This window comes from Lonepinella sp. MS14435, from assembly GCF_042485795.1.
In the GTDB taxonomy this organism is placed as follows: Bacteria; Pseudomonadota; Gammaproteobacteria; order Enterobacterales; family Pasteurellaceae; genus Lonepinella.
In genome coordinates this window covers 969,098-991,999 of record NZ_CP169368.1, presented here as the reverse complement: position 1 = coordinate 991,999, position 22,902 = coordinate 969,098, and the positions used below count along the sequence as shown (strand labels likewise).

The following is a 22,902-nucleotide window of genomic DNA, read 5'->3' as shown; positions in this document are numbered from 1 at the left end:
TATCCTATTCAACTGATTGTGCTAGACGGGTAAATTGTTCACCACGTTGTTCAAAGGAACTAAATTGATCTAGGCTCGCACAAGCGGGTGATAATAACACCATATCACCTGACTTTAACAATGGACGCAAGGCTTGAATAGCTTGTTCCATGGTATCAAATAATTGACTTTGCACCGATAATTTGGCTAATTCGGCACCGTCTTGACCAAAGCAATAACATAAAATATCAGGCTTATTAATCAGCTTTTCTAACTCGCTAAAATCCGCCCCTTTGCCGTCACCACCTAATAATAAATGCAATTTACCATTTAAATGTAATCCCGTTAACGCCGCCACCGTACTACCGACATTGGTCGCTTTGCTATCATTAATCCAACGCACACCATTGGCAAAATGGGCTAATTGAAAACGGTGATCGAGTCCAGTGAAAGTACGAAGTGCGGTGCAAATTCCCTTATTTTTTACGCCTACCGCCCGAGCCAAAGCAATCGATGCCAAGGCATTCATATAATTATGACGACCGCTGATTTTCACGTCATCACAAGGCAAAATCACTTCATCACCCGCCATTAAATATTGTTTACCGTTTTCGGTTTTTAACCAATAATCTGCATTATGTTCCGCAAAACTGACTTGTTGTTTCGCACTTTGCTTACCGTCTTCTTTAGACAACAAATCTTCACCATTTATCACCGCCGTTTCGGCATTCACATAAATCTTCAATTTTGCTTGGCGATAATCTTCTAAATCCACATAACGGTTCATGTGATCTTCGGTGACATTTAACACGGTCGCTGCCGCCGCTTTTAGGCTGTAAGTGGTTTCTAATTGGAAACTGGAAAGTTCCAATACATAAAGATCATAATCATCATCTAACAGCGATAAGGCTGGAATCCCAATATTCCCCCCCATGCCAACTCGCAAACCATCTGCTTTTGCCATTTCTGCTACCAGCGTAGTCACTGTGCTTTTACCGTTCGAACCTGTAATGGCAATAATCGGTTTATTGGCTTCACGGCAGAATAATTCAATATCCCCTACCACTTCAACACCAGCAGAAAGTGCGGTCTGAATTTCAGGGGTTTTTACCGCTAATCCTGGGCTAATCACAATTAAATCACTGTCTAATAACCATTGTTGATTTAATCCGCCTGTATGTAACGGAATATCCGCCCCTAATTGTTCAGCACCTGTAGGGTTATCACGAGTATCGATCACACTTACTTGAGCTTGTTTTCTGACTAAAAAATCTACGCAGGATAGACCCGTTTTGCCTAAGCCGATCACGGTGACGTTTTTGTTTTTATAATCTGTCATAGCATAATCCTTTTTTATCTAACGTAGTTTCAAGGTCACCAAGCCCATCAACACCAACATCAACGAAATAATCCAAAAGCGGATAATGACTCGGGGTTCGGGCCAGCCTTTGAGTTCATAATGGTGATGAATCGGTGCCATACGGAAAATCCGTTTTTTGCGTAATTTATAGGAACCCACTTGTAAAATCACCGAAATGGTTTCCATCACAAATACCCCCCCCATAATCACTAATAAAAATTCTTGACGTACCAACACCGCAATCACGCCTAATGCACCGCCTAACGCTAATGAACCCACATCACCCATAAATACCTGTGCAGGATAAGTGTTGAACCATAAAAAACCTAATCCCGCACCGACAATAGCAGTACAGAAAATGACTAATTCTGACGTGTATTTTAAATAAGGAATATATAAATACTTAGAAACCTCAATATTTCCTGTCGCCCATGCAATCAACGCAAATGCTCCCGCCACAAACACGGTCGGCATAATCGCTAAACCGTCTAAACCATCGGTTAAATTCACCGCATTACTGGTTCCTACAATCACGAAATAAGCCCAAATAATATAGAATAAACCTAATTGTGGCATCACATTTTTAAAGAATGGTACTACTAAACGAGTAGCATCAGTATCTTTACCGATTAAATACATTCCCACGACTGCAATTAAAGCAATGGCAGATAACCAGAAATACTTCCAACGAGCAATTAAACCATCGGTATTTTTATATTTAATTTTGCGGTAATCATCGACAAAGCCAACTGCACCATAACCGAGTAATACAAATAAACTGAACCAAATATACGGATTAGATAAATCGCCCCACAACAAGGTACTCACGGTAATCGTGAATAAAATCATAATACCGCCCATGGTTGGTGTACCACGTTTTTGGAAATGGCTTTCAGGTCCGTCATTACGGACTTCTTGCCCAAATTTGAAGATTTGTAAACGGCGGATCATTTTCGGTCCAATCCATAAAGACAACAACAATGCCGTTAATAAGGCAAAAACCGAACGGACGGTAAGATAAGAAATAACGTGAAAATCGCTAAAATATTGCTGTAAATAAGATGCAAGCCAAACTAACATGAAATATTACCCTTCGAAATTTTCTTTTAAAATATCGATCACGTCTTCCATTTTTTGACTGCGTGATCCTTTTGCTAATAACACAACAGGTTGATTATTCGCTAATTTTTGTTTAATTATCGGTGTTAAATAATTTGCCATAACTGCTTTATCAGTAAAATGTTGCCCTGCGGATTGATGTGAAATCACCGCACTATGCAAACCAAAACTAACCACACATTCTAATTGTGCTTGTGCCGTATAATCGGCAATTTGTTGATGACAAGACTGCGTATTTTCGCCTAATTCTGCCATATCTCCAACAACAAAAATGCGAAATGCGGCATATTTTTGCAAAACATCAATGGCAGACTTTAATGATCCCACATTGGCATTATAAGTATCGTCTAATAATAAAAGGTTTTCACAGGGCTGAATCGGAAATAAACGTCCTTTGACGAAAGATTGTTGCTCAAGTCCTAATTTTACCTCTTGTAATGTGGCTCCGACATTCACCGCCAAGGCTGTCGCAGCTAACGCATTGGCTACATTATGTTCGCCTAAATAGGGTAAATTAATCTCAATTTCGCCCTGAGGACTGTGTAAAATAAAGATTGAACCCGTTTCTGTTGCCTTGACATTGCTAGCATAAAAATCCGCTTGCTTATTATAAGCGGAAAAAGATTGTAATTTATGTGTCCCGATTTCTTTTTTCCACATATCTAAATAATGACAATCTAAATTCACAATAGCGACACCCTTTTCACTCAAACCACGAAAAATCTCGCCTTTTGCTTGAGCTACCCCCTCAATAGAACCAAATCCCTCTAAATGAGCAGGTGCGATATTATTGATCAATGCTACATTTGGTTTCACCAAATGCGTTGTATAATCAATTTCGCCTCGATGATTGGCACCAAGTTCAATCACCGCAAATTGATGTTTTTCGGTTAAACGTAATAAAGTTAAAGGCACGCCAATATCATTATTAAAATTGCCATGGGTAAATAAAACTTGATTTTTTTCCACCGCACTTTCCGTTGTCATTCGGCTGGCAGTTTGAGCTAAAATAGAAGCTGTCATCTCTTTCACCGTAGTTTTGCCCGAAGATCCTGTCATTGCCACGGTTAATGGATTTAATTTGGCTTTAAGCCATTGTGCTAATTGCCCTAAGGCTAAACGAGTATCAGGGACTATAATTTGTGGTACGTTGACAGTACATTCATGATCAACAATAACGACGACATTGCCCTGTGCCATGGCTTGTTCAAGATAATGATGAGCATCAAAACGTTCACCTTTTAGGGCAAAGAATAAGCCGCTTTGCGTTTGTTGGCGGGTATCGGTGCTGATGTTTTCAATTTGCGTTTCAGCGTTTCCGATGAGTTTGCTGTTTAAGATTTCAGCAATTTTTTTTGTTGTTAGTTTTATCATTTTGGTTTTTAATTTCAAATTGTGATTTTTGAGTTCGGGTTTCGCCACGTTCTTTACTTTTCTTTGCTTGTGCAAAGAAAAGTAACAAAAGAAACACCCCCCAACTTTGCCTTGTTTCCTGAAAATGCTTTAATTTGCTTAACAGAAAATGGCTAAACTCGCTACGCTCAGACAGACGCCATTTTCCTACAAATTAAAGCATTTTCAGGCGGCAAACATGGGTCCCCGTCTGAACCGCCTTTGCGACTTGAAATTTTTAGGCAAAATCGCCTTGTCTGAGCGTAGCGAGTTGCGATTTTGCCGTGAAAAAAATTTTAACTAAGCAAAGATAAGCGGTGAAGTCGGGGTGTGCTTTTCTTTGCCTACTTTCTTTTGCACAAGCAAAAGAAAGTATGGTCGCCCATCGGGCGAAACCCGATTTAAATTAATCAATATATTTCCTTACCACTTCCTGATCCGAAAAATGATGTTTTACTTTCCCAATAATCTGATAATCTTCATGCCCCTTACCCGCAATCAAAATCACATCATTTTCCACCGCACTTTGTAGGGCGGTTTTAATCGCTTGCTCACGGTCATGAATAATTTGCACAGCATTGGCATGTTCAAATCCTGCCACAATATCTGCCATAATTTTTGTTGGCTCTTCCGTGCGTGGATTATCATCAGTGGCAATCACTACATCTGCAAACTGTTCAGCGACTTTTGCCATCAGTGGACGTTTACCATTATCTCTGTCGCCACCACAACCAAAAATACACCAAAGTTTACCGTTACAATGAATACGTGCCGCTTGTAGTGCTTTTTCTAAAGCATCTGGGGTATGAGCATAATCCACAATCGCTGTTGGTTTATGTGGCGTATGCAACATTTCCATGCGACCACACACTCCCGTTAATTGTGAAACGGTTTTAACCAAATCCGTAAGGTGGTAGCCTAAGGATAATAAAGTAGCTAATACCAGCAATAAATTGCTCACATTAAATGCCCCAATTAAATGGCTTTCTAATTTACCATTGCCCCAACTAGAACAAAATTCAATGCTCGCCCCTTTGTTATTAAAAGAAACTGCGGTGCATTTTAACCAATTTTTTTGCATTGGCTGGAAATCAGCTTGGCAGCTAACTGCCACTGCGTTTGGCAATTCTTTTAACCAAGCTGCACCGATCTGATCATCGGCATTAATTACTTGTTGTTGAGTGACTAATTCAGTAAACAAGCGTTTTTTGGCATTGGCATATTCTTGCATGCTACCATGATAATCCAAATGATCACGGCTTAAATTGGTGAAAATTGCTACCGCAAAATGCAAGGCTTCAATTCGTTTTTGCACTAATCCATGGGAAGATACTTCAATCGCGGCGAAATCCGCCCCTTGAGCCACAAAATTGGCTAAAGATGATTGTACTTCAAGAGCTGAACCTGTGGTATTTTCGGCTGGTTTCACCTGACCTAATAACCCATTACCAATGGTTCCCATCACTGCTGGTTTATGCCCTAGAATTTGTGTCCATTGAGCCAATAATTGAGCAATGGTAGTTTTACCATTGGTGCCAGTAACCCCGACTAAGGTTAATTTTTGTGATGGACTATCGTAGAAAATATCAGCAATTTCAGAAAGATGAGCAGATAAATCAAAATACGCAATAACAGGTATATTGTTTTCCAAGTGAACGGTTAAATGTTCGTTTGGTTGGTCGGCATCTGCTAATACGGCAACAGCTCCGTTTTCAATGGCTTGTGGAATAAAACGGCGACCATCAACAGTATGTCCTTTGATAGCAACGAAAAGACAGCCGTTCTTTACAGAACGACTGTCTAGGGTCATCTCTTCTACTAGAATATCTAAATTTTCACCAGATAATGAACAATTACCCAAAAGTGCGGTCAACTTTTTCATTTTTTCTCACTTAATTTGTTTGTTTTCCATCTGGTTTATTCGTCAAGCGTACCACACGTTTGATATTTCTTAGATTTGCCACACTTTCTTCGGAATCTGGCGTAACATTATAAGTACGTAACGCATAACCCATAATGCTTGAGAATACTGGGGCAGAGATAGCACCACCATAATATTGTCCAGCTTTAGGATCATCAATTAAAATAACTAAAGCAAAACGTGGGTCTGTTACTGGGGCAAGTCCAGCGGTATATGCCATATATTTATCCACATAATGCCCTTTTTCTAATTTTTTTGCTGTCCCTGTTTTAATCGCTACTCGATAACCTTCAACCATGGCACGTTTATTCTTGATGGCTACTTTTTCCATCATCTGAACCACATCTTTGGTTATTTTTTCAGGAAATACTCGATTACCAATCACTGGCGGATCCACTTTGGTAATCGACAATGGACGATAAATACCAAAACTACCTAGCGTAATATAAGCTCGAGCAATTTGTAATGGTGTGGCATTGATACCATAACCAAACGCCACGTTAGCACGTTCAATTTCAGACCAACGTGAGCGGTTTGCTCGCAACAAACCAGCCTGTTCACCACCTAAACCTAAATTGGTTAATTTACCTAATCCAGCATTTTGATAAGTTTCCATTAGGGCTGACGGTGGCATACGCAATGCCAAACGGCTCACACCACGGTTAGAGGAATTTTCCAAAATTTCATCTAAAGTTTGTTGATCACGTGGTGCTACGTCTTTCACTTCTTTACCATTTAATACTAAAGGTCCTGTATTAATAATTTCATTACGGCGAACAGCTCCACGTTGAAGTGCGGTTAAAACCACAAAAGGTTTTACTGTTGAACCTGGCTCAAACGTATCCGTTACAGCACGATTACGCATTAATTCTTCTGCCACACCAGTACGTTTATTTGGATTGTAAGAAGGGGCATTTGCCATTGCCAATACTTCCCCAGTACGAACGTCAACTAATACTGCTGTACCTGAATTTGCTTTGTTTTCTTGCACTGCTTTGGCAATTTCACGATAAACCATAGATTGCAATTTTTCATCAATACTCAATACTACATCATGAGCAGAATATTTTTTCACATCTGCAATTTCTTCAATAACGTTGCCTTTTTTATCTTTCCGATAAGCACGTAAACCCGCTTTACCAATTAAATCGTTATTTAAACTTTTCTCAATGCCTTCAATACCGTTATTATCAATATCAGTAAAACCGACTAAATGGGCTGTTTCTTCTGCTCTTGGATAAAAACGGCGGAAATCATTTTCAAACACAATGCCAGGGATTTTTAATTGATGAATATAATCCACCACATTTTTTGTCACCTTGCGACCTAAAATAATATCTCGTGATTTAGGTTTATTTTCGATTTTCGCCACAAGATCCTTGTAGCTAATATTGAGTGACTTGGCTAAGGCTTTCCAACGTTCTTTATCCGCTAAGTAATTTCCCTCTAAAATCAATTTCGGATCCGCCTTGATGTTATACATCGGCACACTTACGGACAACATTTGTCCATTACGATCCAAAATCGAACCACGAGCAGATAACACTTTTTGCTCACGTAATGAACGTTTATCTGCTTCATCGTTAAAGGTTTCCACATTAATTGCTTGCACGAATGCGGCACGTGCCACTAAAGCAAAAAGTCCAAAACAAACAAAGCCCATCACCCAACGGTAACGTCCTTTTAAGAAACTATTTTCATAGAGTTTCACGGGTTTATTTGGCTTAACACTAGCTGAATTAACGGATTTTTTCACCGCACTTTTCGGTTTCGCTTGATGGCGTGCTGAATTAAATTTCACTTTCATTCTAAAATCACCACTTCTTGTTCTGGTTTAACTCTACTCATACCTAACCCATTAATCGCCATAGACTCAATACGGCTATTATCGCTTAGGGTGGTTTCCTCTAATTTCAAATTGACATATTCATTCTCAAGATCTTCTTTTTGTGCTATTAAAGCACTTTTCTGTGAAATTAATGCTCGTGTTTGGTAAGTGATCCACACTGTACCGACAGCGGTAATCACAATGGCAAATAATAAACAAAGAGCGAGTTTATTCGCAGCAAAAATATCCTGAATTAAAATATGTTGTAATGGATAGCGTTGGCTATTTAATAGTGGCTCGTTCATTATTAAAGTTTCTCCGCTATACGTAATACTGCACTACGTGAACGTGGGTTCAACGCAATTTCTTGTTCACTGGCTTGAATCGCCTTACCGATAGTTTTTAAAGTTTGATTACGCTGAATCTGATCTTCACGCAACGGCAAGCCTTTTGGAATATTTTCCCCTTTGCTTTGCTTGCGTATAAAGTGTTTTACCATTCTGTCTTCTAAAGAATGGAAACTAATTATAGACAAACGCCCTTGCGGAGCTAACAGTTCAACCGCTGAATTTAATACGCTTTCTAATTCATCTAATTCCGCATTGATAAAAATCCGAATCGCCTGAAAACTACGTGTCGCTGGATGTTTATGTTTATCCTTAAACGGCACTGCATTCGCAATGACTTCTGCTAATGATAAAGTGCGGTGTAAAATCGGCTGATTATTTTGTATCGCATTTTTATTGTAATTTACAATAGCACTGGCAATTCGTTTAGCAAAACGTTCTTCCCCAAAGGTCTTCAGCACCCAAGCTAAATCGCTTTCACTAACATTAGCCAACCACTCTGTAGCTGATTGTCCTTTGCTTGTATCCATTCGCATATCCAACGGACCATCTTTCATAAAGCTAAAGCCACGTTCTGCCTCATCAAGTTGTGGAGAAGACACCCCAAGATCGAGCAAAATACCGTCAATTTTACCGACTAAACCTAATTTTTCACAAATTTCAGGCATCGCAGAAAAGCTGTTATGTTCAATCTGAAAACGAGCATCTTGAATTTTACTCGCTTCGGCAATAGCTTGTGGATCACGATCAATCGCAATTAAACGACCATTTTCACCTAGTTGAGAAAGGATTAAACGAGAATGACCGCCACGACCAAATGTTCCGTCAATATAAATACCTTTTTCTTTCAACGCCAAGCCTTGCACCGCTTCATTTAATAAAACGGTGGTATGGGCTGGATATAAGGTATTTTGCAAACTCATAAAACTATCTCAAAAACTAAAATTAACTATAAAAAGAAAGGAATTCGTTAGGTTTAGCAGAGCTAGGAAAACCTAGCCCGCCACCTTTTTTATTATCTCGCCATACGATCTTTGCCGCTTAAGCGAGTTTGCTAGTGCCACCCTCTATTATAAAGAGAGCGTTTTTAATGCTTCTGACACAGCAAATTGTCCACTTGAACCTAATGCCATGTCTTGTTCAATTTGTGCGGACCATTCGGCTTCAGACCAAATCTCAAACTTATTGAGCTGCCCAACTAACATAATATTTTTTTCTAATTTTGCATGTTGACGTAATGGCGAACTCACTAGTATTCTACCCGCACTGTCTAATTCACATTCCGTGGCATAACCCAACATAACACGCTGTAAACTGCGTTGAGTCGGGTCAAAATTTGACAATGCCAATAATTTTTGCTCAATTATTTCCCATTCGGCTAATGGGTAAAGCAATAAACAAGGTTGACGAATATCCACGGTACAAACCATTTGTCCTTGGTTCTGTTCGATAATTTCGGGGCGATAGCGAGTCGGGATCGCAAGACGACCCTTTGTATCTAAATTAACCGCTGATGCTCCACGAAACATATCTTTGCCTTATTTCATTAAATAAATGGGTTAATAAGAGAAATTATTCAACACAAAACTCCACTTTTTCCCACATTTTGTTTAATTCTATACTTAGATTGTTTAATTGACAAGCTGTTTATACAGTAAAAAGTATTTTTCTTACAAATGAAAAAACCGCACTTTCATTTTTCAATCAAAGTGCGGTGTAAAATTAGACAATTTTTTGATCTATTATTCTGCCACTAAGGCTTCTGGATCACCCTCGCCCAAAGGTTTAAGTAAAGTAAAGAATAACACAATACAAAATGCCGTTAATCCCAAACCAATATAGCAAGATAATTCATAATCTAAACCGAAACCGATTTTGTTATAGGCTAAATAGGTAAAACATACGGTGCTAATAAACCATGCAGGAATAGAAGCGACCCAGTGGAATTTATTATAACGATATAAATAACCTGCCGCCGTCCATAACATCACCATTGCTGTCATTTGGTTCGCCCAAGTGAAATAACGCCATAACACGCTGAAATCCATTTTAGATACCACAAAACCAAGGGCAAACAACGGAATAGCAATCATTAAACGTTTACTTAAAGAATGTTGCTCCATTTTAAAAATCTCGGCAATTTGCAAACGTGCTGCACGGAAAGCCGTATCTCCTGAAGTAATTGGCAACACCACTACGCCTAACACTGCAAAAATACCGCCGATAAAACCTAAGAAATGTAACGAGCTGTCATACACCACTTTAGACGGTGAACCTGCAGAAATCGCATCTTGTAAGGCTTGCGGATTTTCATAGAATGCCAATCCGACCATACACCAAACTAAGGCAATCACACCTTCGGTAATCATTGCACCGTAGAAAATAAAACGACCTTCCGATTCATTTTCTGCACAACGTGCCATTAATGGCGTTTGGGTGGCATGGAAACCTGATAATGCCCCACAAGAGATCGTTAAGAATAATAATGGCCAAACAGGCACATCACCTTTCACTTGGAAGTTTTGGGTAAATTTCGCCCAAGTTAAACCTTCACCGTCTGCATTTACGGTACGGAAAAATTCAATTGGATCTGTCGCACTGAAATGTGAGCTTAACAAACCATAAACCATACCAACAGACATAAATAACAACAATGCCCCAAACAATGGATAAACACGACCAATGATTTTATCGATTGGGAGCAAGGTGGCGAAGATATAGTAAGCAAAGATAATAAACGTCCAAACAGAAATCACTGTTGGCTTGTCCATTCCCCACACAGTTAAATCTTTCGCGACTTCCACAGCATGATGAATTTCTTCAGGATTACCTAAATTCATTGCTGCCGCACTGGAGCCAAATAAATCAAAGGTAATCGTACTTAATAATTGGGCTGGACTGGCAACAAATACCACACCAACTAACAACAATAGCACCAATGCCATCACGTTAATAAAGGCTTTCACAGGTTTACCTAAGAATTTACCTGCCAAATACGGCATGGTTGCACCACCATGACGAATACTTAACATTCCGCAGAAGTAATCGTGTACCGCCCCTGCGAAAATACAGCCAATCACGATCCAAAGCATAGCGACTGGTCCATATAATGCCCCTAGAATCGGACCAAAAATCGGACCCGTTCCTGCAATATTCAATAATTGAATTAACCAAATTTTGGTTTTTGACATAGGCATATAATCCACACCATCACCCATTGAATAGGCTGGTGTAGTGCGTTTTGGATTGATGACAAAGATTTTTTCAATAATCTTGCCATAAATAAAATAACCCGTTACTAAAATAGCAACACAGAAAAAGAACCACAACATAGAGAGAACCCTCATTAAGAAATGAAAAATAATGATTACGTTTAATCACAAAACAGATAAAAATAAACAACATTTTTATCTATTCTGTCGATTAGCCAGTTGGAAATTTTAGAGAGTTGTTAAAATAAAGTAAACGAAGAATTCACTTTTTCGCCAATGAATAGTTAAAAATGTGAAGTAAATCACGTTTTATTAGGTTTTTTCTGATTTTTCTCTCCAGATTCAGGGTCAAATTTCACCACTGGCACACAACCACGACAAGCCCCCTGATTCACACCAAGCTCATCGCAAAAACGATTATATTTATCTAATACTTTACGCAACCAACTTTTTGGTTTGGTTTGTTCGGTCATTTTTTACTCCTTACTATTTGAATTTGCACTTCCAAACGACATTGTTTTAACCAATTTTTTTTACCACCCACAGATTTTGTATCAATTTTTTGTTGTTGGCAATAGGCAGTTAATAATGGGCAACATTGCAGCATATCTGACTTTGCCATTAAACGCCGAATTGCTCCAATGCTTGCAAATAAAGTGCGGTGAAAAAACGCAAAGTTTTGCAAAATCTGAAAATCTTCATCAGTGAGTTGCCAATCTAACGGAAAGGGAAATTGTGCTTTTAGCGGATGAAAAGAAAATGGAAAATTACGCTGAAAATGGCGTTGTGCTTGTGCCACCAATTTTTCCCCTGCTATTGAAATTGGGCAGAGCATAATAACAGAATAACAACCGCTGCTGGCTTCTTGATACTCACTGATTTGCACTAAAATAAAACCGCACTTTTGCCAAAACGCATACAATTCTGCGGTATAGCCAAAGCTAACAGAAAGAAAATCCACCTCGGCTTGTTGAATTAAGGTGTTGATTAACTTTTGCCCTAATCCATGGTTTTGCCAGTTAGGTTGTACGGCAATACGAGAAATCCGCAAAGATTTTAAGGCACAAGCCTGTGGTAAATTCCCTTGAAAAGCTAACGCTTGAGCCACCAAGTTACCTTGTGGACGGCGTTCCCCCCGACAGATTTTTTCGATTAAATCCAGTGATGTCAAGCCACCCTCTTCCATTAACCACACGCCCCCAAATAAAAACGAACCACTTTCTGCAAGATAAAATCGTTGTTGCGGAGCATCGAATAAACGGCGTAAATCAAGGGGACTGGTGCGATAATGGGCTAACGTCAATAAACCATAAAAATCATTTATTTTTGCTACGATGGTTTGTTGTGAAACTTGACGAATTTGCACCGCAGTTTGCGGATCGTAATCGGGTTGCACAAGGCGGTCTTCGGCTTCCAATAACAATAATTCATCAATAAAAACTTCTAATTTATCGTTCTTTGCCCAACGTAAAGGTTCGGTTAATTCAAACTGTTGAAAAGTGCGGGGTAAATTGGTTAAGAATTTGAGTAAAAATCCCCGTCCCGTACCCTCGTAGCTATGAATGGTGGTGCTAATAACAATACGTTTAAAGGTACGGATAAATTGGTTTAATATGGGTAACGGCAACATTGCCGCTTCATCAATCAACAACCAATCTTGCTTAAACTGTGTCGGATCTTGTTGAATTTGTTGAGTTAATTCATCAGGGGCAATAAAATCAATCGGTTGTTCAGCAAAATCTTGCAACGTTTGCACCGCACTTTTATTCGGGGCGGTGAGCCAACATTTTTGCCAACATTTCTGAGTGTTGAGTTGATTAGCTAACATACCTAATAACACAGATTTTCCCCGACCTCGTTTGGCGGTGAGAATGGCTATATCGGCGGATGAATGTAGAATTTGTTGAATGATATTTTGTTGTTCTGATGTGGGTTTCAGCTTCTGATATTGAAGTGGATCTTGGTATTCACCCGAGAAAAACGGCAAATAACTTAAAAACGGTTGCAATAAACGCTGAAAATGACGATTAAAATTTGGCGTAATGATACCATTTGCCACCCCAGACCAGCGGCGACTATCTAAATCAATATGCTGATTGGGATTTAACCATAAAACGAGCGTACCACCTGCTTGCAAAGTACCAATCGCAATGGCGAGTGCATCTAAATTTAGCGTTGTTCTGGCATCAAATAAAATCGCAGAAAATTCTTGTCCGAGCAGATTTTTGGCTTTGGCAAAATTTTGTGAGTTTAATATTAATGGTACGTTTTCGGGCGGACACATCTGTCCACCCCTACGGTTTTGGAATAGGAAAAGCGGTTCTTCTTTGTCAAAATAAGGAATTAACTGGCGTTCACACATTATTCTTCATCATAAGAATAAGGATCTTCAAAACCTAGTCCGAGCATAATTTCCGTTTCTAGGCTTTCCATTTCCTCGGCTTCATCTTCTTCAATATGATCATAGCCCAACAAATGTAAACTGCCATGTACCACCATGTGAGCCCAATGAGCAATTAAGGGCTTGCCTTGGTCTGTTGCTTCTTTTTCCACCACTTGACGACAAATCACCAGATCACCTAATAACGGCAATTCCACTTCATCAGGACATTCAAAAGGAAAGGACAACACATTGGTCGGACGATCTTTGCCACGATAACGCAAATTTAGCTCGTGACTTTCCGCTTCATCGACAATACGAATTGTCATTTCTGGCTCAAGGCTTTCGGCTCGCACTGCTTGCGTTGCCCAGTGGCTAAATTGTGTTAATGTAGGTAAATTTTGTTGGTTTTCGGTGGCAATTTGTAAATCAACAATCACATTATTCATTTTCTGCACTCGCTGTTAATCGTTCACGTTCCAAGCGTTTTTGTTCCGCTATTTTTTGCTTACGAATTTCATCTTCCGCTTCCCATTTTTCATAGGCTTGCACTACTTTCGCTACCACTGGGTGTCGCACAATATCTTGACTATCAAAATAGTTAAAACTCAATTCAGCCACGTCTGATAACACTTCAATCGCATGTTTTAAGCCTGATTTTTGCGAACGTGGCAAATCCACTTGGGTCACATCGCCTGTAATCACGGCTTTGGAATTAAAGCCGATCCGAGTTAAAAACATTTTCATTTGTTCAACGGTAGTATTTTGACTTTCGTCTAAAATAATAAAACTATCGTTCAAGGTGCGACCACGCATATAAGCCAGCGGAGCAATTTCTATTACATTGCGTTCCATGAGTTTTTCCACTCGCTCAAAACCAAGCATTTCGTATAAGGCATCATAAAGCGGACGTAAATAGGGTTCAATCTTTGAACCCAAATCCCCTGGTAAAAAGCCCAATTTTTCGCCTGCTTCTACGGCTGGACGGGTCAGTAAAATACGGCGAATTTCTTGTCGTTCAAGGGCTTCCACCGCAGCTGCTACAGCTAAAAAGGTTTTCCCTGTGCCTGCAGGTCCAATGCCAAAACTAATATCATGGGTCAAAATATGATGCAAATACTCAATCTGATTTTTACCACGCGGTTTAATTAAGCCTCGTTTGGTTTTGATCGTGGTGGCATATACCTTACTTTCTGCACGTTCATCAGGATCAACTTGTGCTAACATTCGGCTTTCTTGAATCGCAAGATGGACATCTTCCAAATCTAACTCTTTAATTTTGCCTTTAATCGGTGCGGTTTCTACATATAAATGTTGAATTAATCGCACCGCACTTTGCAATAAATGGGCGTGATGCGGTTTTGCCTGTTGATCATTGGATTGAATGGTAAAATCAAAATCACGGCGAGCAATAGAAAGATTAAATTCTTTTTCAATCAGCTTTAAATGATCATCAAAAGCACCACAAAGGGATTGCAAACGGGCGTTATCCGTTGGGGCGAGGGTGAATTGTTGGGTTAATTTTTCGGTCATGGTTTTATATAAAAATAGGATCTAGTGAACTAGATCCTATCAAGATTATGGCGTTAATGCTAGATTTTCAACTCTGGAAACAGCATTTTAATCACATCTAAGGTCAAACGTCTGGATTTTCCTTGATAAGGGAAAATGTGCATCATCATCATCGGATTGAAATTTGCTTCAATCACGCCCCAAGATTGCAAAGTCGGTTCGGCAGGTTTGGTTAAATCAGGGATAATCAAATCCACCCCACAAACTGCTGCTCCCATGGCTTTGGCAATACCTACCGCTAAGGCTTTATAACTCGGGTGCATATCGTCTGTCATATCAATGCTATCACCGCCAGTGCTGATATTAGAATTAGCTCGCAACTGCACGATCTGATCTTTAGCTGGCGTGTTGAAAATATCCATACCTTGCTCTTTTAATTGTAACTGTTCAATTTCACCCAAGCTAAGGCGTTTTAATGGTGTACGGCTACCGTCACCACGTAAAGGGTGATTATTTTTGTGAGCGACAAGCTCGGCTATGGTACGTTCACCGTCACCCACTACATTAGCAGGCACACGTAATAACACGGCAAGGGTTTCATCACCTAATACAAAGAAACGGTATTCCGTGCCTTTCAGGTAATCTTCTACCATAATTTCTTGATCTTCACGAAACGCAATTTCCACCGCTTTGGCAAAATCATCGGGATTTTGTACGCCCTGTTGGAAAATGGTAATGCCTAAACCATAATTGGTGGATTTTGGCTTAATCACTACTGCCCGATGTTCAAATAATGGATAACTTGCCACGGCTTGCTCAATACTAGTAAACTCAAGACTTTGCGGCACATTAAAGCCTGCTTTCGCCAACACTTTTTTAGTGACTACTTTATTTTCCATAATCAATGGCGAAATATAGCTGTCGTGGCTAGTCATATTGCCGTTTTTCACGTATTCAATATGATCACCATGTTGCAAACACAAGAACTGATCGTTTTCATCTAAAATTTCTGTTTTAATGCCCTTTTGAATGAGATCAAATAACAAGGCTTGGGTGGATAATTCCATATTATCAAAAGCAGACAACGCATAAAAACGCTCAAAGGCTTGAGCCTTATATTGTTTAGCTAATTTCGCCCCGAGCTGTTGATAGCCCCCTGCTTTGACAATTTCATTGACTAACCTTGCACAAAGGGTGTTATTCGGTTGAGAAAATTGCATAATCTTTTCTTGTACAATTTTCACCGCAGTTTGCTCCGCTCCAATATCCTTTAACATATCAAGCAAGGCGAACAACAACAGTTCCCCCTCTTCCGAATAAGCTGTTACGGAAAATGGATCTTCTAATGCAACTTCACCTAAACGTTGTTGACCTAGCTCCACATCTTCTTGCGTTGCCGTTTCATCAAGCCATGCCATTAATAAAATAAAATAATGAATAAATTTTGCGTCATTTAGGCTAATACCGTAAGGTTCGAACGGATTTAAATCAAACAAACGAAACTCTAAATATTGAATCCCTGTTTGTAAAAAATCACGGGCTTTTTTTGAACCTTTCAAACGCACATTAGAATAAAATTCTTTTTCGGCGATTAATTTGCCTGAATTAACCCAATGCTCAAGGCTTTCTACATAAGCATTTAGGTTATCGAAAGAAACGATCACATCAGGATCATTGACATAACCATATTTGCTGGAACGTAAACTTCTCACCATTGGGCTTAAATCTTGTGGTACACCATTTTTAAAATAATCATCGTCCACCATCGGACTAGCAGATAACAAATACAATAGCACCCATTGATAACGTAAAAAGTTTTTAGCAATTTTCAAATATAAATTATTCTGAAATTCCACCGCACTTTTGATTTCGTTTTGAGCATTAAACAAGGCTTTGACTAATTCGGGATCAAACTGAAAATTATAATGAATTCCGCTCACCATTTGCTTGTTCTTGCCATAAGACTTCACCAAATGTTCACGATAAGCCACATCTTCAGGGTTTTCTAATTGAGCCACTTGAATTTGATCCGCCGGTGGCAATCCCGCTGGCATACTCATCGGGAAAATATATTCATCCTCGGGAAGTGTACGTAGTACCACTTCATGAATGGCGGATAACCAACGTAAACAGTCTTCTAATTTTTTATTGGGTAGAGTAATTAATTCTAACTGACTTTCGGCAAAATCCGTTTGAATATAAGGGTGATAGGCTCTGCTACCAAAGGCTTTTGGGTGTGCTGTTGTCGCCACTGAACCATCACCATAGGCTCGCTGACTTTCTTTTTCTACCCCAAATAATCCTTGTTGAAATAATAATCCTAAGTGGTTTTGTTTTATAATACTCTGTAGTTCCATCTTATCTCCTAAATTCATTTAAATAATCAAAATATGCCTTTAACATACCATTGTTTCACGTTTTTCGCCATCATAAAAAAATAGTTGCTAGTCTTATGATGAATAGCAACTATTTTCTAAACAATCTAGGTTCTATTATTTAGTATAACGCTTAAACACTAAAGTTGCATTGGTGCCACCAAAACCAAAGCTATTTGACATCACAGTTTGTAAGCCTGCATGCTCTTTGGTTTCTGTCACGATATTCAATCCTTCCGCTTGTTCATCAAGGGTTTCAATATTAATGCTTGGTGCTATAAAATCGTTATGTAACATTAATAGCGTATAAATTGCTTCGTGAGCCCCTGCTGCTCCTAATGAGTGACCTGTCATTGACTTAGTGGCTGAAATAGCAGGTTTTTGTTCGCCAAATACATTACGAATTGCCCCTAACTCTTTTACATCACCTACTGGTGTTGAAGTGCCATGTACATTGATATAATCCACTGGCGTATCCACGCTTGCTAAGGCTTGTTTCATACAACGTTCAGCACCCTCACCGCTTGGAGCCACCATATCATAGCCATCAGAAGTTGCACCATAACCTACGATTTCTGCATAAATTTTTGCACCACGAGCTAACGCATGTTCTAATTCTTCCACCACCACAACGGCACCGCCACCTGCGATCACAAACCCATCACGGTTCGCATCATAAGCACGAGAGGCTTTAGTCGGTGTTTCATTATATTTTGTAGAAACTGCACCCATTGCATCAAATTCTGCCGCACATTCCCAAGATAATTCTTCTGCCCCACCAGCAAAAACAACATCTTGTTTGCCTAACTGAATTAATTCCCAAGCATGACCAATACAATGTGCAGAAGTCGCACAAGCTGAACTAATAGAATAGTTCACGCCACGAATTTTATAAGGTGTTGCCAAACAAGCAGATACACTTGATGCCATGGTTTTAGTCACCGCATAAGGACCAGCCGCTTTTACACCGCGAGGACCTCTCACCGCATCACAAGCAACTAACTGACTATGAGCTGATCCAGTACCCGCACCAATCACTAAACCAGTACGATCATTGGACACCTGATCTTCCGCTAAACCAGAATCTTCAATCGCTTCTTTCATAGAAAGATAAGCATAAGCGGCGGCATCTCCCATAAAACGATAAATTTTACGGTCAATCAATTCCGCTGGATTTAATTTAATGGTGCCAGCCACTTGGCTACGCATTCCTATCTCAGCAAATTCTGGCACAAATTCAATACCTGATTTACCTGCTTTTAATGAAGCTAATACTTCTTCTTTATTATTACCAATACTAGAAATAATACCGAACCCAGTGATAACCGCTCTTCTCATTGCTTATTTTTCCTTATGAGTGAAAATTTGTTAAAATTTTGGCTAACTTACTACGAAATAAAAATATTTCAAGTAGAAATTGATTTGTTCGACCAGTACAAAAATTTCCGCTATTATAGCAAAATAACCTCCTGTTAAAAAGGAATAAAATCATGCTACAAGTGCAATCGGCAAAAATTCATTTTAATCAAGACAATACTCCCGTTTCTCAACAATTTGACGATGTGTATTTTTGCAATCAAGACGGTTTAGCCGAAAGCCAATACGTTTTTGAACAAGGAAATCAGCTTTGGCAACGTTGGTTAGCATCAAAAGATAGCCATTTTGTCATTGCAGAAACGGGGTTTGGTACAGGGTTGAATTTTCTCAGTACCACCGCATTATTTCGCCAATTCCGCCATGAAAATCCACAATCAAAGTTGAAACGCCTATTTTTTATTTCCTTTGAAAAGTATCCCATTCCCCTTGAGCAACTCAAATTAGCTCAACAGGCTTACCCTCAATTTGCTGACATCGCCCAATCATTACAACAAAAATGGCTTAACCCTATTGCGGGTTGTTATCGTTTTCATTTTGCTGAAACCACCTTAGATCTCTGGTTTGGTGACATCAATGAACAACTTCTGCAACTCGGTGATTATATGCAAAACCGCATTGACGCATGGTTTTTAGATGGCTTTGCACCCAGCAAAAATCCCGATATGTGGCATGATAATCTCTATACACAAATGTACCGTTACAGCAAACTCAACGGCACTTTTGCGACATTCACCGCCGCAAGTGCGGTGCGAAAAGGTTTAGAAAATGCAGGTTTTGCTGTGCAAAAACGCAAGGGATTTGGCAAGAAACGAGAATGTTTGAGTGGTCAAAAACTCACCCAAAATACACCGCACTTTGCTTTTCCTTGGTATCACTGGCAAACCGCCCAATTTGAACAACAAGCGGAAATTGCAATTATCGGCGGTGGCATTGCCTCACTTTTTACCGCACTTGCCCTGTTGCAACGTGGAGCAAAAGTCACGCTTTATTGTGAAGATGAACAACCTGCCTTAAACGCCTCAGGCAACAAACAAGGGGCATTTTATCCGCAATTAAGTGATGATGATATTCGCAATATTCGTTTCTATATTCATGCCTTTGCTTATGGTCAACAGCAACTCAGATGGGCAATCAAACAAGGCATTGAATTTGAACACCAATTTTGTGGGGTGGCATTGTGTGGTTATGATCAAAAAAGTGCGGTGAAATTAGATAAAATTTCGCAATATCAATGGCACGACAATCTTTATCAACCGCTTAACCAACAACAATTATCGGATATTGTCGGCTTGCCACTGCCCTGTGGCGGAGGTTTTATTCCACAAGGTGCGTGGCTCAATCCTCGCCAATTTGTGCAAAACACCTTTGCTTATTTGCAAGCATTAGGCTTAACCCTAAAAACATCGCAAAAAATCACCGCACTTCAGCGACAAGAAGATAGTTGGCTGTTAACCAATCAACAGAATGAACAGTTTCCACATCAAATTGTGATCCTTGCCAACGGTCATCAACTCAGTCAATTTGAGCCAACCCAACCATTGCCAACTTACCCTGTACGTGGACAAGTGAGCCAAATTCCGACTAGCGAGAATTTACTGAAACTCAACACCGTACTTTGTTATGACGGCTATTTAACGCCAGTGGATCAATCGAAAATGAGCCACTGTATCGGTGCAAGCCACGTTAGGGATAATGCCACTCGCCATTTTAGCCGAGAAGAACAGCAACAAAACCAACAAAAAATTCAACAAAATCTCACCGCACTTAATCACCCAGAAAACTGGACAAAAGACGTGGATACTTCTTCCAATCTTGCCCGAGTAGGCGTTCGCTGTGCCATGCGAGATCGCATGCCATTAGTCGGTAACGTACCAAATTTTGAGCAACAACGTATTGATTACAAAAATATCTACAACCTACGCCGCCGCAGACAACCCATTCCACAAGCAGCTAACCACCCAAATTTGTACCTAATTGGTGCTTTAGGATCTCGCGGTTTAACCTCCGCCCCTTTGCTCGGCGAACTATTAGGTTCATTAATTTACGGTGAGCCATTGCCGTTAAGTGAAGATATTTTGCATAATTTGGTGGGAAATCGCAGTTGGATGCGGAAGTTGTTGAAAGGGGGTGTGGTGTAAAAAAGTGGATTAAATTCAAAATTTAACCCACTGTCTGACATGATCTAAGATAAATTTCAGCAAATCCACCAAAGAAAATAATGGCACAAACGAGCCTATCCCACATTTTGTGTAAACACCAATTTCACTTAAAGGTGATCATTTAAGCGATCACCAAATTCTAGCACAAAATGGTTCAATGCTGCTCGCCAATTTCGGATTGGCATTGACCATTTTTTAGACGCATTTTTAATCGCAAGCCACACTATTTTAATCACAGATTCGTCTGTCGGGAAGACATTTCGTTTTTTAATCACTCGCCGAATCACACTGTTCAACGATTCAATCGCATTTGTCGTGTAAATTGCCTTGCGAATATCGTCAGGGTAGCTGAAAATCGTGGCTAAATTCGCCCAATGAGTCTGCCAGCTTTTGGCGATTAAGGGGTATTTTGCTTGCCATTTTTGCTCAAAATCAGCCAGTGCTTGCAGGGCTGTCTGTTCCGTAGGTGCTTGATAAATCAGCTTTAAATCCGCCGTTACGGCTTTGTAATCTTTCCAGCTGACATATTTCAAACTATTACGAACCATATGCACGATACAAAGCTGAATTTTCGTTTCAGGAAAGACCGTATTAATCGCTTCAGGAAAGCCTTTTAAGCCATCAATACAGGCAATTAGAATATCCTGTACGCCACGATTTTTAAGCTCGGTTAGCACGTTTAACCAAAATTTTGCCCCTTCATTTTCGGCGATCCACAGCCCTAACAGCTCTTTGCGTCCCTCCAGATTCACGCCCAAAGCGACAAAAACCGATTTATTGATAATCCGACCATCTTGGCGAACTTTCACCACGATACAATCCAAATAAACAATGGCATACACCGCGTTAAGGGGTTCATTTTGCCACTCAATAATGCGTTCTTTGACTGAATCAGTCACCCGAGAAATTAGGCTAGGTGAAACATCGGCATCATAAAATTCCTTAAACGAATCAACAATCTCTTGATTACTTAACCCTTTGGCATATAAGGCAATGATTTGCTCATCCATACCCGTGATGCGAGTTTGATTTTTCTTAATAATTTGGGGTTCAAAGGTGCTTTCACGATCTCGGGGAATGTTGAGTTCAATATCCCCCTCATCGGTGAGCAAGGTTTTTTGACTATAACCATTTCGGCTATTTTTAGCCTTTCTTGGCTGATTTTTCTTATAACCGAGATGTGAGGTAAGCTCAGTATTGAGAGCGGCTTCCACGGTGATTTTTTTCAGCACGCGAGAAACCTGATTGAGATCTTCTGGCGTTTTGAGGTTTTTGGCTAGTTCGTTAGCCAATAATTTAATTTGTTGTTCATTCATAATGAAAATACCTGTTTTTGGTTATTATCTCAGAAACGGGTATTTACACAAATTTTGGTATAGGCTCGCACAAACTAAAGTTACCGTTCCAGCGATCAGTTTTTTTGATTCATTTCGTCATTCATCATATTCCTCATAGGAACGAACAATCCCTACATAAGGCACAAAAGCCATTTTTTTGCCTTTATAATCTTTTAAAAAGGTTTCGAACCCTGGTAATGCGTGAACGAGATAATCAGTATCTTTATATTTTGAGCCACTTAGTAATAACAAGTTTTTCATTATATTGTTCTCCTTTCTAAACAACCAACCCTATTATCAGCCTGAGTTTTACAAATAAAAAGAATAAAATTTCAAATGTCTGAAGTTAGCATCACTTTTAGAATGTAGATTAAATATTATTGCGTTATTCCCACTCGATATGTCCATTGATGTTGTTTTGTGTAAATGGCATAAAATCAAGGTTTTTATTATCGGATTTATCCTTATTATCCAATTTATTTCTGTTTATCTGATTTTTTGCAAGCATATTGCAAGCACAGCATTATTCTTTATCCAACAAATCTAAACATTCTTCATCATTTAGTTTTGATACGGCATTTCTAACTGTTTTAATCATTATCTT

The 22,902-nt window shown here is 39.5% G+C and carries 17 protein-coding genes and 1 pseudogene; 1 reads left to right on the top strand and 17 read right to left on the bottom strand.

All coding sequences use genetic code 11. The features are described 5' to 3' along the window. Positions 1-4: 4 nt before the first annotated feature. From murD to fabB, 15 genes are all read right to left on the bottom strand, one after another. A complete protein-coding gene (murD, locus tag O1Q80_RS04730) occupies positions 5-1,318 on the bottom strand; it encodes a UDP-N-acetylmuramoyl-L-alanine--D-glutamate ligase (RefSeq protein WP_386695991.1) in 1,314 nt (437 codons plus the stop codon). Positions 1,319-1,336: 18 nt separating this feature from the next. After that, positions 1,337-2,419 (bottom strand): phospho-N-acetylmuramoyl-pentapeptide-transferase, encoded by a 1,083-nt coding sequence (gene mraY / locus O1Q80_RS04725; RefSeq protein ID WP_386689834.1) that lies wholly within the window; start codon positions 2,417-2,419, stop codon positions 1,337-1,339. Positions 2,420-2,425: 6 nt separating this feature from the next. Beyond that, positions 2,426-3,832, bottom strand: a complete 1,407-nt coding sequence (murF, locus tag O1Q80_RS04720; RefSeq protein ID WP_386695989.1) for a UDP-N-acetylmuramoyl-tripeptide--D-alanyl-D-alanine ligase — start codon at positions 3,830-3,832, stop codon at positions 2,426-2,428. Positions 3,833-4,256: 424 nt separating this feature from the next. Continuing rightward, a complete protein-coding gene (gene murE, locus O1Q80_RS04715) occupies positions 4,257-5,732 on the bottom strand; it encodes a UDP-N-acetylmuramoyl-L-alanyl-D-glutamate--2,6-diaminopimelate ligase (RefSeq protein ID WP_386695987.1) in 1,476 nt (491 codons plus the stop codon). Between the two features lie 10 nt (positions 5,733-5,742). Continuing rightward, positions 5,743-7,578, bottom strand: coding sequence for a penicillin-binding transpeptidase domain-containing protein (locus O1Q80_RS04710; RefSeq protein ID WP_386695986.1), 1,836 nt, complete (start codon positions 7,576-7,578; stop codon positions 5,743-5,745). Further along, positions 7,575-7,904, bottom strand: a complete 330-nt coding sequence (gene ftsL / locus O1Q80_RS04705) for a cell division protein FtsL (RefSeq protein ID WP_386689826.1) — start codon at positions 7,902-7,904, stop codon at positions 7,575-7,577. Before ftsL ends, O1Q80_RS04710 begins: the two co-directional genes overlap by 4 nt. A gap of 2 nt (positions 7,905-7,906) precedes the next feature. Then, a complete protein-coding gene (gene rsmH / locus O1Q80_RS04700) occupies positions 7,907-8,869 on the bottom strand; it encodes a 16S rRNA (cytosine(1402)-N(4))-methyltransferase RsmH (protein WP_386689823.1) in 963 nt (320 codons plus the stop codon). Between the two features lie 147 nt (positions 8,870-9,016). After that, positions 9,017-9,475: a division/cell wall cluster transcriptional repressor MraZ gene (mraZ, locus tag O1Q80_RS04695; RefSeq protein ID WP_386695984.1), complete on the bottom strand. Its 459-nt coding sequence runs from the start codon at positions 9,473-9,475 to the stop codon at positions 9,017-9,019. 213 nt (positions 9,476-9,688) lie between these two features. Next, positions 9,689-11,278, bottom strand: coding sequence for a carbon starvation protein A (locus tag O1Q80_RS04690; protein WP_386695982.1), 1,590 nt, complete (start codon positions 11,276-11,278; stop codon positions 9,689-9,691). 182 nt (positions 11,279-11,460) lie between these two features. Then, entirely contained in the window at positions 11,461-11,631 is a 171-nt protein-coding gene (locus O1Q80_RS04685; protein WP_386689816.1) for a DUF5363 domain-containing protein, read from the bottom strand. Continuing rightward, positions 11,628-13,520 (bottom strand): tRNA(Met) cytidine acetyltransferase TmcA, encoded by a 1,893-nt coding sequence (locus O1Q80_RS04680; protein ID WP_386695980.1) that lies wholly within the window; start codon positions 13,518-13,520, stop codon positions 11,628-11,630. The genes O1Q80_RS04685 and O1Q80_RS04680 overlap by 4 nt, the downstream gene beginning before the upstream one ends. Continuing rightward, on the bottom strand, positions 13,520-13,987 hold the full coding sequence (gene ybeY / locus O1Q80_RS04675) for an rRNA maturation RNase YbeY (protein WP_386695979.1): 468 nt from the start codon (positions 13,985-13,987) through the stop codon (positions 13,520-13,522). Before ybeY ends, O1Q80_RS04680 begins: the two co-directional genes overlap by 1 nt. Continuing rightward, positions 13,980-15,071 carry a PhoH family protein gene (locus O1Q80_RS04670; RefSeq protein WP_386695977.1) on the bottom strand — a complete coding sequence of 364 codons (1,092 nt, stop codon included), beginning with the start codon at positions 15,069-15,071 and terminating at the stop codon, positions 13,980-13,982. Before O1Q80_RS04670 ends, ybeY begins: the two co-directional genes overlap by 8 nt. A 59-nt stretch (positions 15,072-15,130) precedes the next feature. After that, positions 15,131-17,407 (bottom strand): bifunctional glutamate--cysteine ligase GshA/glutathione synthetase GshB, encoded by a 2,277-nt coding sequence (gshAB, locus tag O1Q80_RS04665; protein ID WP_386695975.1) that lies wholly within the window; start codon positions 17,405-17,407, stop codon positions 15,131-15,133. Between the two features lie 135 nt (positions 17,408-17,542). Further along, on the bottom strand, positions 17,543-18,763 hold the full coding sequence (fabB, locus tag O1Q80_RS04660) for a beta-ketoacyl-ACP synthase I (protein WP_386689804.1): 1,221 nt from the start codon (positions 18,761-18,763) through the stop codon (positions 17,543-17,545). A 152-nt stretch (positions 18,764-18,915) separates the two neighbouring features. On the opposite strand from fabB, the gene mnmC reads away from it, so the two are divergent. Next, a complete protein-coding gene (mnmC, locus tag O1Q80_RS04655) occupies positions 18,916-20,940 on the top strand; it encodes a bifunctional tRNA (5-methylaminomethyl-2-thiouridine)(34)-methyltransferase MnmD/FAD-dependent 5-carboxymethylaminomethyl-2-thiouridine(34) oxidoreductase MnmC (RefSeq protein ID WP_386695973.1) in 2,025 nt (674 codons plus the stop codon). A 128-nt stretch (positions 20,941-21,068) separates the two neighbouring features. Here the strand turns inward: mnmC and O1Q80_RS04650 are convergent, their stop codons facing one another. Both O1Q80_RS04650 and O1Q80_RS04645 read right to left on the bottom strand, forming a co-directional pair. After that, positions 21,069-22,277 carry an IS256 family transposase gene (locus tag O1Q80_RS04650; RefSeq protein WP_386695972.1) on the bottom strand — a complete coding sequence of 403 codons (1,209 nt, stop codon included), beginning with the start codon at positions 22,275-22,277 and terminating at the stop codon, positions 21,069-21,071. A gap of 123 nt (positions 22,278-22,400) precedes the next feature. Continuing rightward, positions 22,401-22,559, bottom strand: a pseudogene (locus O1Q80_RS04645) (Type 1 glutamine amidotransferase-like domain-containing protein); the annotation flags it as partial. Positions 22,560-22,902: the final 343 nt, after the last annotated feature.

Excerpts from the sequence above, each read along its gene's own strand:
- murD (WP_386695991.1), bottom strand. The coding sequence starts at position 1,318 with ATGACAGATTATAAAAACAAAAACGTCACCGTGATCGGCTTAGGCAAA.
- mraY (WP_386689834.1), bottom strand. The coding sequence starts at position 2,419 with ATGTTAGTTTGGCTTGCATCTTATTTACAGCAATATTTTAGCGATTTT.
- murF (WP_386695989.1), bottom strand. The coding sequence starts at position 3,832 with ATGATAAAACTAACAACAAAAAAAATTGCTGAAATCTTAAACAGCAAA.
- murE (WP_386695987.1), bottom strand. The coding sequence starts at position 5,732 with ATGAAAAAGTTGACCGCACTTTTGGGTAATTGTTCATTATCTGGTGAA.
- O1Q80_RS04710 (WP_386695986.1), bottom strand. The coding sequence starts at position 7,578 with ATGAAAGTGAAATTTAATTCAGCACGCCATCAAGCGAAACCGAAAAGT.
- ftsL (WP_386689826.1), bottom strand. The coding sequence starts at position 7,904 with ATGAACGAGCCACTATTAAATAGCCAACGCTATCCATTACAACATATT.
- rsmH (WP_386689823.1), bottom strand. The coding sequence starts at position 8,869 with ATGAGTTTGCAAAATACCTTATATCCAGCCCATACCACCGTTTTATTA.
- mraZ (WP_386695984.1), bottom strand. The coding sequence starts at position 9,475 with ATGTTTCGTGGAGCATCAGCGGTTAATTTAGATACAAAGGGTCGTCTT.
- O1Q80_RS04690 (WP_386695982.1), bottom strand. The coding sequence starts at position 11,278 with ATGTTGTGGTTCTTTTTCTGTGTTGCTATTTTAGTAACGGGTTATTTT.
- O1Q80_RS04685 (WP_386689816.1), bottom strand. The coding sequence starts at position 11,631 with ATGACCGAACAAACCAAACCAAAAAGTTGGTTGCGTAAAGTATTAGAT.
- O1Q80_RS04680 (WP_386695980.1), bottom strand. The coding sequence starts at position 13,520 with ATGTGTGAACGCCAGTTAATTCCTTATTTTGACAAAGAAGAACCGCTT.
- ybeY (WP_386695979.1), bottom strand. The coding sequence starts at position 13,987 with ATGAATAATGTGATTGTTGATTTACAAATTGCCACCGAAAACCAACAA.
- O1Q80_RS04670 (WP_386695977.1), bottom strand. The coding sequence starts at position 15,071 with ATGACCGAAAAATTAACCCAACAATTCACCCTCGCCCCAACGGATAAC.
- gshAB (WP_386695975.1), bottom strand. The coding sequence starts at position 17,407 with ATGGAACTACAGAGTATTATAAAACAAAACCACTTAGGATTATTATTT.
- fabB (WP_386689804.1), bottom strand. The coding sequence starts at position 18,763 with ATGAGAAGAGCGGTTATCACTGGGTTCGGTATTATTTCTAGTATTGGT.
- mnmC (WP_386695973.1), top strand. The coding sequence starts at position 18,916 with ATGCTACAAGTGCAATCGGCAAAAATTCATTTTAATCAAGACAATACT.
- O1Q80_RS04650 (WP_386695972.1), bottom strand. The coding sequence starts at position 22,277 with ATGAATGAACAACAAATTAAATTATTGGCTAACGAACTAGCCAAAAAC.